General features: G+C 36.2%; 15 protein-coding genes and 2 pseudogenes. 4 read left to right on the top strand and 13 right to left on the bottom strand.

The window, feature by feature from the left end:
* Positions 1-3 precede the first annotated feature (3 nt).
* Positions 4-537, bottom strand: a complete 534-nt coding sequence (locus OPR43_RS01765) for a pyrimidine dimer DNA glycosylase/endonuclease V (RefSeq protein WP_265035178.1) — start codon at positions 535-537, stop codon at positions 4-6.
* 17 nt (positions 538-554) lie between these two features.
* Entirely contained in the window at positions 555-1,451 is an 897-nt protein-coding gene (locus OPR43_RS01760; RefSeq protein ID WP_265035176.1) for an Rpn family recombination-promoting nuclease/putative transposase, read from the bottom strand.
* Between the two features lie 461 nt (positions 1,452-1,912).
* Here OPR43_RS01760 and OPR43_RS01755 point away from each other — a divergent pair, with 461 nt between their 5' ends.
* Positions 1,913-2,599: a JAB domain-containing protein gene (locus OPR43_RS01755; RefSeq protein ID WP_265035174.1), complete on the top strand. Its 687-nt coding sequence runs from the start codon at positions 1,913-1,915 to the stop codon at positions 2,597-2,599.
* 148 nt (positions 2,600-2,747) lie between these two features.
* Here the strand turns inward: OPR43_RS01755 and ligA are convergent, their stop codons facing one another.
* On the bottom strand, positions 2,748-4,664 hold the full coding sequence (gene ligA / locus OPR43_RS01750) for an NAD-dependent DNA ligase LigA (protein WP_265035173.1): 1,917 nt from the start codon (positions 4,662-4,664) through the stop codon (positions 2,748-2,750).
* 249 nt (positions 4,665-4,913) lie between these two features.
* On the opposite strand from ligA, the gene OPR43_RS01745 reads away from it, so the two are divergent.
* A complete protein-coding gene (locus OPR43_RS01745; protein WP_265035171.1) occupies positions 4,914-5,657 on the top strand; it encodes a helix-turn-helix domain-containing protein in 744 nt (247 codons plus the stop codon).
* 135 nt (positions 5,658-5,792) lie between these two features.
* Entirely contained in the window at positions 5,793-6,203 is a 411-nt protein-coding gene (locus OPR43_RS01740) for an ankyrin repeat domain-containing protein (protein WP_265035169.1), read from the top strand.
* A 47-nt stretch (positions 6,204-6,250) separates the two neighbouring features.
* On the opposite strand, the gene OPR43_RS01735 is transcribed toward OPR43_RS01740, so the two are convergent.
* From OPR43_RS01735 to OPR43_RS01695, 9 genes and pseudogenes are all read right to left on the bottom strand, one after another.
* Complete coding sequence (locus tag OPR43_RS01735) at positions 6,251-6,595, bottom strand: hypothetical protein (RefSeq protein WP_265035167.1); 345 nt, start codon at positions 6,593-6,595, stop codon at positions 6,251-6,253.
* Positions 6,596-6,608: 13 nt separating this feature from the next.
* On the bottom strand, positions 6,609-7,430 hold the full coding sequence (locus tag OPR43_RS01730; RefSeq protein WP_265035165.1) for an ankyrin repeat domain-containing protein: 822 nt from the start codon (positions 7,428-7,430) through the stop codon (positions 6,609-6,611).
* 107 nt (positions 7,431-7,537) lie between these two features.
* Complete coding sequence (ltrA, locus tag OPR43_RS01725) at positions 7,538-8,839, bottom strand: group II intron reverse transcriptase/maturase (RefSeq protein ID WP_265034740.1); 1,302 nt, start codon at positions 8,837-8,839, stop codon at positions 7,538-7,540.
* Positions 8,824-9,339: a hypothetical protein gene (locus OPR43_RS01720; protein WP_265034739.1), complete on the bottom strand. Its 516-nt coding sequence runs from the start codon at positions 9,337-9,339 to the stop codon at positions 8,824-8,826. Before OPR43_RS01720 ends, ltrA (OPR43_RS01725) begins: the two co-directional genes overlap by 16 nt.
* A gap of 323 nt (positions 9,340-9,662) precedes the next feature.
* Positions 9,663-10,142 (bottom strand): DNA adenine methylase, encoded by a 480-nt coding sequence (locus tag OPR43_RS01715; RefSeq protein ID WP_265035163.1) that lies wholly within the window; start codon positions 10,140-10,142, stop codon positions 9,663-9,665.
* Positions 10,143-10,481: 339 nt separating this feature from the next.
* Positions 10,482-11,108, bottom strand: a complete 627-nt coding sequence (locus OPR43_RS01710; RefSeq protein ID WP_265035161.1) for a hypothetical protein — start codon at positions 11,106-11,108, stop codon at positions 10,482-10,484.
* Positions 11,093-11,254: pseudogene (locus tag OPR43_RS01705) on the bottom strand (patatin-like phospholipase family protein); the annotation flags it as partial. The gene OPR43_RS01710 and the pseudogene OPR43_RS01705, both read right to left, overlap by 16 nt.
* A gap of 150 nt (positions 11,255-11,404) precedes the next feature.
* Entirely contained in the window at positions 11,405-12,745 is a 1,341-nt protein-coding gene (ltrA, locus tag OPR43_RS01700) for a group II intron reverse transcriptase/maturase (protein ID WP_265035157.1), read from the bottom strand.
* 511 nt (positions 12,746-13,256) lie between these two features.
* Positions 13,257-13,622 (bottom strand): annotated as a pseudogene (locus tag OPR43_RS01695) (patatin-like phospholipase family protein); the annotation flags it as partial.
* A 222-nt stretch (positions 13,623-13,844) separates the two neighbouring features.
* Between OPR43_RS01695 and OPR43_RS01690 the strand changes: the two are divergent.
* A complete protein-coding gene (locus OPR43_RS01690) occupies positions 13,845-14,858 on the top strand; it encodes an IS110 family RNA-guided transposase (RefSeq protein ID WP_264735395.1) in 1,014 nt (337 codons plus the stop codon).
* A gap of 45 nt (positions 14,859-14,903) precedes the next feature.
* Here OPR43_RS01690 and OPR43_RS01685 read toward each other — a convergent pair whose 3' ends face one another.
* Positions 14,904-15,833, bottom strand: a complete 930-nt coding sequence (locus tag OPR43_RS01685; RefSeq protein WP_264735396.1) for a patatin-like phospholipase family protein — start codon at positions 15,831-15,833, stop codon at positions 14,904-14,906.
* Positions 15,834-15,839: the final 6 nt, after the last annotated feature.

Here is a 15,839-nt window from a genome sequence, read left to right as displayed (position 1 = left end):
GAGCTATATTAGCTGTGGTATTGTGTAGCAGATTATCCAACCTGGTGCTTCTCTACCTTTTTCCCACTTAGCAAACCTCATCTTTTCTTTTAGGTAATATTCTCTATAGGCTTCTATTGGATTACTACATTTATATCGATCAGGTAACGCTTGTGTAAAAATTTGTATATCAGCTGATTGAAAAATTAGCAAATCCTTATTATTATCACACCAATCTATAACTTCTTCGGATTTATGCGTTCTTTTGTATCGCAAGCTATACTCTATGCACAATTCTTTTCCATGCTTTATCAACCAATTAAAGTTTCCTTTTGAGTGTCTAGCCCATAGAGAACAAGGGTGGTTTTTGTGAGTAAGTTTATATGGAACTTCTATATTCTGGTCTGTGATGCTGACTAAAGGATTTGGCACTTTTAATGCTGTTGAAAAAACATTACTCAATAATTGAGCAGTTTCTAATGGCATTTTTACTATATGCTTATCACATAACATTTGCGCCGCAATTGCTGGGTTTTCATCTAGTACAAAGATGTTCATCACACCCAAAGATAGAATTAGCTTAAGTCTTTGACTTCGTTAACTGTAAGACCAGTAGTTTGAGCTATAATATCAATAGAAACACCTGCTTTTAGTAGATTCTTTGCGACCTCAATTTTCTCTGCTTTTCTGCCTTTTTCATGTCCGATTAGGATGCCTTTTTCTTTGCCTATGAGGATGCCTTCATGAAGTTTTTCTTCAAGGGTAGATAAATAATCATCGGTACGTTTCTTAGCTTGATCATATGCAAAACGTTCTTCTTTACTCCAATTATATTGATTTAACTCATCATAAGCCCTACCAATAATTACATCACTACCTATTATTTTTTTTAGATCCTCTTCGCTCGTTTCATCTGCGTGCTTAAAAAAATAGATCCATTTTTCAACAATATTTTCTAATTGATCTTCTTTTGTCTTATTAAACTTTGGTAGCTCTACGAAAGTGAAACTAAAGTCTTTGAGATCATGTTCAAAGGTCATCTTATCAAAAGTAACGTGATCAGACTTATAAGCCAGCTTATTAGGAAATAGGATAAAATCAGCAATAGCAATAAAGATAACCCCTTTAAGATCATGATACTGGTCACCTACATCAGCTTGACTTGAATAAGCTTTGGCAGCGTAGTATTGGGCACGTTTTTCAAAGCCCCTTGTTTTAGCGACTTGCATCTCAATGATGGTTTTGACCCCTGTAGAATCAACACAGAGAACATCAACAATACTTTGCTTTTGAGAGGCAATAACAGGGTCTTGAATGGGACTGAGAAAGGAGACATCTTTAATCTGGTTGTCATCAGTAAGATCTAATATATCATTAAGAAAGTGAATAAGAATGTCTTTGTTCTTTTCAGTACCAAATATTCTCTTAAATGCATAATCATTTCGCACATTGAGAAATTTTGAAAGAGCCATGAGAAATTAACCTAAAAAGCATTAATAATTATACACAATTCTGAAGAAATATTCAACTTCTTTATTTTTAGTTTATTTTTTAAGTTTTGAATGTGTTGATGAAAAAAATGTCTCCCATAGATGGCCCTAGAATGCTACTACGCACCTTAGACGTCCTATTTAGATCTTTTTATACCCCCCTCATAAAGCGCCTAAAAACCCCGGCAAATGGATATCATGAATTTAGAGCTGTGGAGACATCAAAGATACGCTTTTTGGTGTATAAAAATACGAATCTACAACGACATCGTTTAAAGAAATTAGCAGCTATTAATATCTTCTACCTTTTCATAAAAAAATAAATAAAAAAAATTGAAAAATTGATTTGACTTCACCCGGAACCTATGGCTTTATGCCAATACTGCTAAGAAAATAACAGTAAACATTTAAAAATAATTTATTATTAGTGAAGGGTATATTATATGAACAATAAGAATAAAAGTAAAGATGAAAATAAACGTAAAAAAGAAATAGAGTTCAGAATATTGGCAAGCAAAGGAAATGCTTTACTAGATCATGAAATAATTGAAACGTTTCTAAGTGCAGTGCATGATAGGGCTCAGGCTCGAGCTATTGCTAAAAATCTAGTAACCACTTGTACAGGAATAGGAAGGATTTTAGGTCGCGAAATGGATGAGCTGAAAAGCATAGAAGGTGTAACAGACTCTACGATTTCAATGATTTTTTGTGTTAAGGAAACTTTAACTAGGGTATTAAAGGAAGAGCTAAAAAAAGTGCCGATACTAGATAACCTAGGCAAGCTTATAGAATATTTAAGGGTGAGTATTGGCTATTCAGATAAGGAGAATATTACAATAATATATTTGAATCAAGGGTGCCATTTGATAGGGGAAGAAGTATTTTCTGGTACAGTGGACCAGGCGCCTGTCTATACAAGGGAAATAATAAAAAAAGCATTATTAAAAAATTCAACATCAATCGTAATTTCACACAACCACCCATGCGGAAGTGCAAAACCATCTGAAGCTGATAAAACTATGACCAAGAATTTAGCTTTAGCTTGTCATAGCGTGGGTATCAAGTTTCTCGATCATATTATCATTACAGGCAGCGATTATTTTAGCTTTCGACAAAACGGATTGTTGTAGAGTTTTGGGCATCTGCTGTAAGCCTCTTTTTTATGTACATTTTTCTCGCAGTTGAACTGCAATGCCTGTGAATGGCTAACGAAAAGAAAATTGCTACTTGTTGATTTGAGGCTTTCAGTGATGAAGAAGGTATAGGAAATAATAGCGTTTATTTTTCTCTCATGATTAGTTTATTAAATTCCTCCTCAGTTAAAATTTTAATACCAAGTTCCACAGCTTTTTTATATTTCGACCCAGGTTTTTCGCCAACAACCAAGAAGTCCGTTTTATTTGATACACTTGAACTCACAATCGTGCCTAAAGATTCTGCTTCTGCTTGCGCTGTTTTCCTGTCCATTGTCAAGAGGGTCCCAGTAAAAACCACTATTTTTCCGCTAAGAGGGGAATTACTAACATTAGCACTTACAGGCTCAATCTTTAGTTGAGAAGCGAGATTCTTTACCATTTCAACATTATCCTTTTCAGAGAAGAAAGATATTAATGAATCTATAATCTTTTCTCCTACACCTATTATGCTCATTAATTCTTCTTCATCAGCAGAATACCAATTTTCATATGAGCCATAATGTTTTGCTAGTAATTTTGCTACATGTGGTCCGACGTATCGAATCCCTAGAGAACATATAAATTTATCCAAACTCACAACTCTTCTGCTGTTGATGGAATTGAGCAAATTAGATATTGATTTTTCATCCCATCCCTTCAGCTCACTTAAGTTGAAATTTTTGAGTTTTTCTTCGAGAGCAAAAATGTCAGATATTTTCCTTATCAAACCAAGGTCATAAAAGAACTCTATTTGCTTATCACCAAAGCCGGTAATGTCCAACTGAGAAACAAAATATTTCAGCTTTTCTATTTGCTGTGCTGGGCAAACGTTTTCACCTGAACACCTAACTGCAGCTTCATCTTCAAATTTATCTATTGCACTTCCGCATTCTGGGCAAATATTAGGAAATACAAACCTTGGTGCTTTTCGAGAACGAGCATTTTTGTCTACTTCTAAAATTTGAGGAATCACATCTCCTGCCCTTTTGATTGTTACAATATCTCCTACTCTTATGTCCTTGTGCTTAATTTCATCTTTATTATACAGATTTGCTCTAGTAATGATCACCCCACCTACATTTATCGGAGCTAATTTAGCAACAGGATTCAATTTGCCCGTTTTGCCTACTTGTATTAATATTTCAACTATCTTAGTTTTTGCATGAGCTGCTGGAAACTTGTGTGCTATTGCCCATTTTGGAGCCTTGTTGGTATTCCCAAGACGACTTTGTGATGTTAAATTATTTACCTTCAAGACAATTCCGTCAATATCATACCCTAAACTATAACGGTCATTATAGATTCTGTTATAAAACCCCAGCATTTCGTCCACATTTTTTGCTAAGCATTGATGTTCATTTACACAGAATCCAAGTTCCTTCAACTTGTTTAATACTTCAAATTGAGTTTTTTCTGCTCCACCAATTAAAGAATAGGCAAAGTACCTGAGTGGTCTGCTAGTAGTAACCTCTGGATTTAGTTGTCTTAGTGAACCAGATGCTAAATTGCGCGGATTTGAAAATTGATCATCCTTATTTAATTTTAAAAAATCATCATTTCTTATGTATACTTCCCCTCTCACCTCCAATCTACCCTTTATACCAGGTAAAGCTTGAGGAAAATCCTTTATGGTTTTTGTGTTATCAGTGACATCTTCGCCTAAATTACCATCACCGCGCGTTGCAGCTTTAACGAGTAAGCCATTTTCATAAATTGCAGTGAAACTTAAGCCATCAATTTTCAGCTCGCACATTATCTCCAGCTCATCTGTATTTAGGAGTTCTCTGGACTTAGCAATAAATTCTTCAATGTCTTCTTGGCTGTAAACTTTGATTAACGAGAGCATGGGCACAATATGTTCTACCTTGGAAAACCTATCATCAGGTGCAGCACCTACAATTTGCACATCTGCTTTTTTCACCAGCTCATCGTATTCTGCATCGGTTATTTCTGATATATTTTCCCGATAGTACAACTCATTGTAGCGTTTTATTTCTTCTTGTAATGCATTTTCACTCATAATAATTTACCTCAACCACTGTTTCAGTATACAGCGTCAATGGTAAATCAATTATTAACTTATGCACTCACTTTCGTGTTATTTTGCAAATAAAATTCCCGCTTTGCTAGTGTTTTTTATTAAAGATATAACATTTAAATAAAAATAGAAAAGTATTTAACTTTGCCGCTTGGCTAGCTAAAAAACGTTTTATCTTTAATAAAATTTTATAAAAGGGTATATATATTTGTACTGCAATTGAATAAAAACATGAGTACCGAAAAGAAGATAGATACTGATTCTTTATGTTACTACATAACTCAAAAGGTTAAAAATGTTAGATTTGAGCTAAACTCCACTCAAGCAGAGTTCGCAGAAAAAACTGATGTAGCAAAGTCACTAATAGGAAAGTATGAGCGAGGAATACACAGTATTCTACCTGATACTCTCGAGAAGATAGCAAACAAATCATCGCGTGATATTGAATATTTCTTTCCCGAGCCAATTAATTGTATTAACAGTGAGGACAAGAAGTCATTTGATTTAGTGCAAACCCTAAAAAGAATTAAGGACTGGAAGGTTCGTGATGCGGTGTGTGTACTAACTAGATTTTTGTCAGAAGGAATTCAAATTAGTAAGGTTACAGAAGAGATAAGATCTATAAGCTACCAAATGGTGCAAAAGGCAAAAGATTGGCGGTTTGCAAGAGGGCGTACACAGATGGAAGTAGCGGATAAAAGTGGAATGCCCCATGGACAAGTAGTCAGGTATGAGAAAGGGGAGGTATCGTTCAAAATAGTACCCAAAATGGCAGATGGATTATCATTGCATTATGGAGTTCTACTGCCTACATCAAAAGCAGAGAGGTATTGTGAAGATGAGGATGGTGAAGGAGAAAAGAAGATATTGAGTATAATGAGGGAATACCAAAAAATTGATAATCAAAAGTTAAAAGATTTATGGTATTCGTTTTTGTCTGAGGTTGTAAAGATTAGTGAAGAGAAGGATAGCTAGCTTGAAACTTTATTCAATATTTTTATAGACAAGGTATACCTTTATAAGCATTATATGTAGCATTTTTAACAAAAACTTTATATATATGCCTTAAATTTAAGGAAACTTTTTTCTGTAAATAGAGAGGGGGTAAAGATGAGGAAGCTATGGAAAATAATAAAGGCTATAAAGGGTGTCTTCATAGGCAGATTCAGCGATACGTTATTTTGTGAACCTGAATTATACCAAGCTGTTTCAAACTGTGATGTGGATAAAGTAAAGTCATTGATAGAAAACGGTATTGATCTCAACGAACGCAGCAGTAATGGCAATACACCTTTGCACAAAGCTATCATGTTGGAAAATATACCTGTTGTGAGATTATTACTATCCAACTGTGCAAAACTTTTTATAAAGAATAAAAAAGGCGAAACAGCATACGACATATCTCAAAACAAACCCTTGGTTCAGGACCTATTTGCAAGTGATAAAGAAATTAGACGACAGGTTGGGGTACAGGGGCTGACATATGAAAAGCGTTCTATTCTAAATCCCCATAACCGTTAGACTGTTGCATCAAGTTGCCGTTTTTTCGCAGTTTCCTACAAACGGAGCTACCGCCCTCTTCCCTTATACTTACCTTGAGTTGAAGCTTGAGCTTTCACAAATAGCTGCCAGTATCCCTTCTCATCGCCTTCTTCCGTTATCAATTGTGCCAAACGCTGCATCAATTCATTATTGAGTATAGCCATCTTTGTCCATTTACCTATCGGTTTTGCAACACCAACTATTTTTAGATTTTCTTTATAAACTTGAAGGTTATGTTCAAATTTCTCTTCACTCTCTTTTAGTGACACCTTTCTGATAAGACTTTTATACGCTCGTTTCCTAAAAAAGGAAAGTATTTTAATAGCAATGATTAGTATTATGCCACATATAGAAATCTGCTCGTAAGACATTGTTGCACTCCAACTATTCTAAGGTTATTCCATGAAGCAGAAACAATGCTACAATTTTTTTGTTTCGATTTGCTACAGCGATTTCCAGTGCTGTGTAACCTTCATTAGAGTTATAAGAACATTCCAGATGAGCGTTTGCCTTTTTGTCTAGTAATAACTCAACAATTTCTTTATTGCCTTTCATAACAGCAAGGTGCAGAGAAGTACAACCATCTTTCCCTATTGCATTAACATTTGCCCCGTTTTGCAGCAAAATCTCCACAAAATCTTTACAATTGGATGAAACTGCAAGGTGCAAAGGTGTATGTCCATCTTTATTTTCGATGTTGATATAAGATCCTCCTTTTGCTAGTAATCCCAATATTACACCATCAGAGCATTGAGCTGCGATATGTAGCGGTGATTTACCTAGATGATTTTGGCAATTGATGTCTGCACCAGATTGTAATAACTTTTGCATAACGTCCATACATCCATACTTTACTGAATAATGCAAAGGAGTGTCGCCATCGATATTCTGAGCATTAACATTTTTGCTTATTGCTATAATAACCTCTGCTATTGCTGTGGATCCATATTGAGAGGCAACGTGTAGTACTGTATTACCTTTTCTATCTGCAGCATCAACATTAGCATCGTATCTAACGAAGGATAGAAATAAGTTGTAAAGATTGTGTTTTGCAGAGAAAAGTAAGATTTTAGTACCAAGTCTAGTATTAATAATAGTTTTGATAGTCTCGAAAACGATCAATGAAAGGAGACTAGGATGTCTGAAGTGATAAATTTTCTTTGCAGTCTCTTTTAACATCTTTTCTATTGGTTTGGTAGAAGTCATAGCCCTATTCCTCTTGATTGAGTTTCATTTCTATGACTCCCCCATAAGAACCGTGCTTGCAGCTTTCCTGCACACGGCTCCACAATAGTAGCGTTCACGATATACTCCTATGTATATAAAGAAAAACATATTTTTGGCTTTGGTAGTGGATTGACTTGTGTATAGTGTATAAATTGTTCCCAATTCATGCTCTTTTTCTGACTACGCCGGTTTATCCACTTAAACGTTAGCTTCTTTACTGACCAAAAGAATTGATTTAGCCATCGATAATTTCCGCTAATCCCGAAGTAGTTATAGTGTCCTATTAGTTTAGCTTTGAGTACTTGCCACCAGTCTTTGAGACAAATGTAGTTACGGACCATTTTCAGCCATTCTTTGATTCCTTTAAGCTTCCTAGCTTGGCTTAATTTTGAGGTTTTATGCCCCATAATCAGTCTGCCATGTCGACTTCTTGCTCTATAATGCGTGAATCCTAGAAAGTTGAAACTTTCCGTCTTTCGTTTTTCTTTTACTGACTGTTGCCATTCCTTCTTTCCAAACTTTACTATCCTTGTCTTATTTTCAGATATTTCCAATCCAAATTTTCTTAACCGTTGTTTTAGCAACTCTAGAAGTTCCCTCGCATCTTCCTCATTTTCGCAGCAAATCAAAAGGTCATCTGCATACCTAATCAGCTCCATATATCCCCTAGATCTTGGTTTACATTTCTTTTCAAACCATAGATCTAGCACATAGTGTAAATATATATTTGCCAATACCGGGCTTGCTACTCCCCCTTGAGGTGCTCCTTGTTCGGTTGCTTTATAATGTCCAGCTTCAACTATTCCTGCCTTGAGAAATCGTTTTACTAACCACAACAAGTTTGGGTCAGTTATCCTCTCTCTCAAACATCTCATTAGCCATTTATGCTGAATATTATCATAGAACTTCTTGATATCAACTTCTACAATATGGTTAATTGGTTTGTACATAACTGCTTTATTTAGTGCATTTACCGCTTGGTGACAACTTCTGCCAGGTCGAAAACCATATGAGCTGTCTAGAAAATTTGCCTCATAAATATTTTCTAATATCTTCTTTAGCATTATCTGTACCAACTTATCTTCTGTTGACGGTATTCCGAGTCCGCGTTTTTCCTCCCTTCCAGCCTTGGGTATGTATACCCTTTTCACTGGCTGCGGTTGGTACTGCTTTCTCTTCATACTATCTACTAGCGTTTTAAGTTTCTCTTCTAGGTTTTCTCCATATACCTCCACTGTCACCTGGTCTATACCGCAAGCTCTGTTACGTTTTAGTTCCCTATAACACTCAGCAAGATTTTCTGCATTGATCAGATGTATTAGCGATGTAAATTTTAACCGCTTATCTTGCTTTGCTCTTACCGCTATCTGGTTTAGTTTTCCTTGCATATTCCTCCAATCTCTGTTGTATTGGTATTACAATCCCTATACCAGTTACTATATTGCTGACCGCTTCCCCTTGTATGTGGCTTTCCCACACTCTGAGTACTATCAATCAGTCCGACTTCCTTTGTATCTTCCATTAGTCCTTGCCTTTGCTGGCTTGTTCCAACGTACCTTAGCAGGAATACAAAGGATCTCCCAAGTTCATTTGGAATCCATTTCAATACATGACGCGGCCTCCGATCCCGATAGAGTGAGTGATAACTTGCCTTATCGTTACCCTTCATGCTGTCTTCCATTATATGAAAAATGTCGACCTCTATGACATCAGGCATTTCGGGACTCAATACCTTCACTTTCGTTGCACCCTGTATTGTCCATTCCATTAGCTTTACTACGCTCGTTACCTTACGCAGCATAATAGTCTGTTCTAGGCTGTTGGCTAAACTTTGCCTAGGTTGGACTTTCACCAACTGTATTCTAAACGCTTTTCTTGGCGCACTCATAACAACCTCACAAAAAATGTGTTTGTATATAAGTATGCAGCGACAAACATTTTTAAATTATTAACTTGCGCACTCACTTTTGTGTTATTTTACGAACAAAATTTCCGCTTTGCTAGTGTTTTTTATTAAATATATAATATTTAAATGAAAATAGAGAGATATTTAAGCAAATATATTAATATAGAAATCTATTCTTTGGAAACTTGCTTGGATTCTTCTTTTATTGATTCGACTGATATATCTTGAATTTCTTCTTCCGGCTTGTTTGGTTCAGCTAGAGTTGACTCTTCTTTAGATTCTGCTGCTAATTTGCGTTAATTTCTTTAGTGTGTTTTGACCGCGATACTGAAATTCCTATAGTCCTTACTCAAGATTAAAATCTCATTCGATTTTTTAGAGTTACCCATTCCATACGTCCATTTGGGTGTAATGATACGATGCTCTGTATACATGTCCCGTATTTCCTCACAATCATTATACGATAAAACCCATCCATCGCGAGTCGACAAAAGTTTGGCAAGTCCTTCATGGTCAAAATCTGTACCTCTTCTTCCGTATAGTTTTTGATCAATTAAATAAGGAGGATCACAATATAAGAAATCATTTGCGTGTTTAGGAATACTTTTTTTAAAGTCAGCTAAATCCACAGTAAGATTTTTAATTGAGAACTTTGCTAATCTTTCTATTGAACTTGGTGTAAAACGTGGGTGGCCTGGAGACATACCGCCCGACAATGTTGTACCGCTGAAAGATGAGCGATTTAATGCAAAAAATGCTGCAGCAATTTCAATTCTATCTTGCAAGGTGAAAAATGTTTTTTGTAAGTATGGTAGATGTCATATTTTGGTATTTCCTAACTACCTCTGCAAGGTAAGAAGCATCTTCTAAAAGCACCTGCCAAAATCTTACTAATGGTTCAAAGGCGTCATAGCCATAAACTTTTGTTCCTCTGCTGGCTAACGCTAACTCTATTACCTATAAAAGGAGAGCACAGCGTCTTTTGGAATATATTTATTAATAATTTGAGAAACGGCGCGACTCTTACCTCCAGGGTAGCGAAGAGGAGACTTTACAAGCAAAATTTATTTCCTTTTCTTGGGTGGTTTGTCTGCTGTAACAAATGCGGTAATAAATAGCTAAGTCTATTCTCTGGAAATTTGCTTAGATTCTTCTTTTATTGATTCGAACGATACATCTTGAATTTCTTCTTCCGGCTTGTTTGGTTCGGCTAGAGTTGACTCTTCTTTAGATTCTGCTGCTAATTTGCGTTGTTTGATAAACTTCTTTAATGTTTTGACTGCAATAAAATTAATACTGAAAACACATGCCGAAGTTATTGCTAGTGCTGGCAAGGGAGCTAAACTGAATGTTGGTAAAATTGCCACAATTGTAGCAGATGTCAGTAAAAATGCTAACTTCTTGCTCCCGATTATCTTATTTTTCTTAGCTTTTATGGGGTTTAGGCTCTTCAGCTTCCCTTTTAGCTTTTTGAAGCCTTTTTTGAACACGTTACCTCTTTTCAGCTCTTTTTCTACGGGTTTTGCTTTCTTCGTTTTTAAGCTTTTTATTTTTTCTTTTATTTCTTTAAATCCCTTCTTATCTTTTTTGACATTTTCTACTTTAGAGGTCTTCTCCATCAACTTCAGAGGTTGCTCATGTGGCGGTTTTGGCTTAGCTTCTTGATCCTTAGCTTTATGTTTTTTCGGCAAAACTAGATTCTTTAAGCCCTTCTTTGCTTTTTTATATAAGTTCTTTATCTTGCTTGGCATTTCAAAAATTTATCTATTACTTTCTGGTTGTCCTCTATCATCGCATTTGCTTCTTGCTGAAGACATTTAATATTTTTAGGTGTTACATTATCCATCTCAGCCGACGCTATTGTCAGTTGTGATTGTATCCTGATGTATCTGTCGTCCATTACATTACCTAGTAGGGTCGAGAACTGGCGCGCCTCTTTAGGGTTTGGCGACTGATCCATTATTTTCATCCTGGGCCTCAATCCAAAATTCCCGTGTTTACGTTTCCAGCTCCCGCCTCATCAAACGCAGCATGCGGTTTTCCCGCACTACGCTTTCCTAGTAGATTCTTTACCAAAGTTTATAGCATATTGTGCTGGTAAGGCTTTCGGGACGTAATATCTTATTCTATAGTCCGAATATAGACCAAGAGTCTCGTATATCCATTTGCTACTCCACCTTTTCCAGCCAAATCCTTTTGCTTTTCTGGCTTGCATCAGATTGCGTCTTGCTTTCTTCTCTACCCATTGTTTTATGTATTTAAAGCTTCGACCTGAGTTTCCTATCCTAAAGTAGTTTGTCCACCCTCTCAATATTGGATTAATGATTTGGATCACCTTTCCTATTGGTTGTGATTTATAGCTACGGAATACTTCCTTCAGTTTTTGAAGTAAGCTTGTCCGTGTTTTCATCTTTGGTGTTATTTGTACCCTCCACTTTCCTTGTTTTGTAATTTTCTCTCGAAAATCAAATCCTAGAAAACTGAATGTCTCTTTTTCTTTTAGATTGACTACCTTTGTCTTTTCTTTATTTACTTCTACTTCTAGTTTTGCTAATTCTTCTTGTAACCTTTTGTGCACTGATTTCTCAAGCCATTCCCATTTCTGGTGTCCATCTATCAGTATCACTAGATCATCTGCCCACCTGGCGTATTCTATATGTTGGTATTTCCCCTCTTTAGTCACCTCTTTAGCCTTTTCTAGCATTTTATCTACCTCATTCAGGTATATATTGCTTAGTAACGGCGAGATCGGCGACCCTTGTGCTATTCCTCGTTTTCCTCCTACTTTAAGGATTAGCTTGATTAAGTGCATGATTCCTTTATCATTTATCCTTCTGGCAATTTTCTCCATAAGAATATGATGTCGCACGTTATCAAAGTAGGATTTCAGATCTACGTCAATACATTTTGTGTTGCCTTTGATTGCTGCTTTCTCTACTCTGTTTATTGCTTCATGCGCTTTTTTCTTAGGTCTGTACCCATATGATCCGTCCTGAAAGTCAGATTCAAATATTGGTTCAATTATTAGCTTTAGTGCACTTTGCACTATTCTATCCCGGATGCAGGGTATGTTCAACGTTCTGAGTTTTCCCCCAACTTTTGGTATTTCCTTTCTCCGGTTCCTATTTGGGCTATAGGTTTTGGTTGTTAGTTCGTGTCTTATTTGCTGAAGATACTTTTCTAAGCTTTCTGCCTCTATTGATTTGAATGTCACCCCATCAATTCCTGGTGCCCCATTACTTTTCTTTGTTAGCTTATATGCTTCTTCTAGTGTCTCCATCTTACAGACGTGAACATAGATTCCCCAGAATCGCCATTCCGGTTCTGCCTTCGCTTTGGTATATATCTTTCTTCTCAGGTCTTGTAATTTTGTTGGCATTTTTATCATTTTTACCTTTACCTTCCTTTTGTTAAAAGAATTCCTACTAGTAGGGTGCCTTTGCTCCGTGAGAGTTACCTCATTTCTTCGCTACTACGCACCCATCCGCCACCCTCTCATCTTCGGTTCATTTCCTGTTTTCCAGTTATAGAACTTACCGCTCCAAGGTATTTCTCCCTGGGATGAGTAGGGCTTCTCCAGTTGCTTCATATGTCCTCATTACCATGCCATCACTATCACCACGCTAAAGTAGATATGCCGTATCATTCGGGTTTTCAGCTATCCCTATTGCCTTCACCCTACCAACGTGGGCTCAGCCTTTAGGACTTGTAATTTTCGAGGCCACCTATGTGTTCGCTTTCGCTACGGCCTGGTAATTCGCCATTATCCTACGATAACGTTGTCGGTAGGCTTCAACACTTTGGTCTCCCTACATGCTGCTACCCAAGCTACGGGACTCCGACTTTTATCCCGGTAGGTTTAACTCCTACTGAACATACTCACCTTCTCTGGACACACGTTGATAATTCACTACATCAAGGCTCGACGCAAACATCACATTTAATAGAGGCTTTATCCAGGCTATTTTTCCTAATTTCCTGTACTTGATTCGATTAGATAGCCGACCTGTGCCAATTGATACCAGCATTATTTCTTCATTAGGGAAAAGTTTTTTACTATTTGCATATGCACAAGCCGCTGGGTTATTGGCAAATACCCCTCCATCGACTAATACTCTTTTTTCTTGGCTAACTTCTAAATACTTAGGTGCAAAGTATGTTGGTGCTGCTGTTGTGGCTCTGAGTGCATCTTTCAACTTGATAAAATTTTTATCTTTCTTCCAGCTCTTAAAGAAAAATGGGCAGTTATTGTGAATATCATAACTTATATCTTGTAAAAAGCATCTAGTGTTTTAAGCTTAAGCATTAGGTGGAGAAGGGAAGAACTCTGAATCGTAACTTAGATATAAAATCTGTTTACAAGATAAGAGCCCCCTTCTCAAAAGTTTAGGCTGGACGGTATCATAGAAAGACCTCAATGGTTCTAATTCTGTATTCATAAGGTAAGCCTTACTTTTCATTTTAAATAGTAACGTATGGAGTTATATATGATCAACAACTTTCTTGGTATAGATGTTTCAAAAGAACGCTTTGATGTTTTTCTTTCGTTTATAAGTAAAAAAGGAAAACGTGAAGCTAGGAAAAGGAAATTTAAAAATGATGATACTGGATTTCAAGGTCTGCTGGACTTTCTACAAAAACATAACGTAGAAGAAGTAAAAGCTTGCATGGAATCCACCGGTTGTTATAGTGAAGCTTTAGCTGAATTCCTTTACAAGGCTGGATATTTTGTTAGTGTTGTAAACCCAGCTCGCATAAATTTTTATGCAAAAAGTAAGCTCGCACGGCAAAAGAATGACCAGTCTGATGCAGAGATTATTGCTGATTATTGTCAAAGACAAGAACCTACTCGTTGGACACCACCTTCTCCTGAAATGAAAAAATTAAAACATCTTTATCGTTGCTCGGTTGCGTTAAAAGACGAGTTAACATTAGTAAATAACCACTTAGAAAAAAAAGAGAGACTGCCTGAAGAAGTTGCAAATGCTTGGGAAGACCTTGCAATGAATATAACTCAAAAAATAGAAACAATAAAAAACTCCGTACGTGAACTATTAAATCAACACAAAGAATTGTTGGAAAATTTTCAACTTCTATTGACTATTCCAGGCATAGGAGAAGAATCAGCAATAGCTATTTTAGCTGAAGTTTCTGACATAGAGGCTTTTAGAGATGCCAGGCAATTGGCGGCGTATGCAGGTGTTATACCACGAAATATGACGTCAGGTTCCTCTGTATATGCCAAGCCTAAGCTAAGTAAATCAGGTTCACGGACATTGCGTAAGGCTCTTTATTTTCCTGCTATAGTAGCTAAAAATCACAACTCTATTATTAAAACTTACTGCGAAAGATTAAAGGAAAAAGGCAAGCATAATATGGCCGTTGTGGGAGCTGCAATGCGTAAATTACTCCATATAGTTTTTGGTGTTTTAAGTTCAAGGAAGGCTTTTAATCCAGATCATATCAAGAACTATAGAGTTAGGAGGTTTACTGAAGCTTAAAAGGAAACGTTCAAAAATGCGAGTTCTAGATTAAAAGGTTAAAGTTTATGATACTACTGTACAGAATTTATCTATTGCTTTTTGATTACATTCAATCATCGTTTGTGCTTCTTTTTTTAAACACTTGATATTTTCGTATGTTGTATTGTCCATCTCCGTTGATGCTACTTTTAGCTGCGATTGAATTCTGATATAGCTATTGTTAATAATCTGGTCTAACTGATAATTTACACAATCTAGTCCAGAGGCAAACATTACGTTTATCAATGGCTTAATCCAGGATATTTTGCCAAATCTTTTCGATCTGAGGTATTTAATGGAATGAGACGATCTGCCAGTACCGATGGAAAGAAGTACTACATCATCGTTAGGAAATAGCTTTCTGCTGCTTGCATAGCTACATGCTGCTGGATTATTGGCAAAAACTCCTCCATCTATTAATACCATTTCCTTTTGGTTGACTTTTAAATATTTAGGTGCAAAGTAAGTAGGTGCTGCAGTTGCTGCTCTCAATACATCCCTTAATTTAATAAAATTTCTATCCTCTTTCCAGCTTTTGAAGAAAAATGGGCAGTTATTGTGAATATCGTAACTCGTAATCAACACATTACTTAAAGTGTTTTTAAGGATATCATCGCCAAAATATTTATGAAGTACATACTCAATATTTTTACTGGGGTATTGTGCACCGTTAATCCAAGAAAATATTGATCTTCTTAGAAATGAAGACTTAAAAATATAAGGTCCGTACTCCTGATAAAGATTAACCAAGTCATCAGCTGAATATTGTAGCTTTCCTTTGCTATCTTTTTTACATAGTCCTGCTACAATAGTAGCACCAGTTGAAGTACCCACCAATAAATCAAAAATTTGAGAAATAGGTTTACCCGTTTTTTGCTCTATTCTGGATAATATCATTGCTGGAATAATTCCTCTTATTCCACCACCATCAATTGAGAGAATATATTTTGTCATTTGTAC

The organism is Wolbachia endosymbiont (group A) of Apoderus coryli (assembly GCF_947251615.1).
GTDB lineage: Bacteria > Pseudomonadota > Alphaproteobacteria > Rickettsiales > Anaplasmataceae > Wolbachia.
The sequence above is the reverse complement of the archived record's forward strand: the minus strand, read 5'-3'. Positions and strand labels throughout refer to the sequence as shown.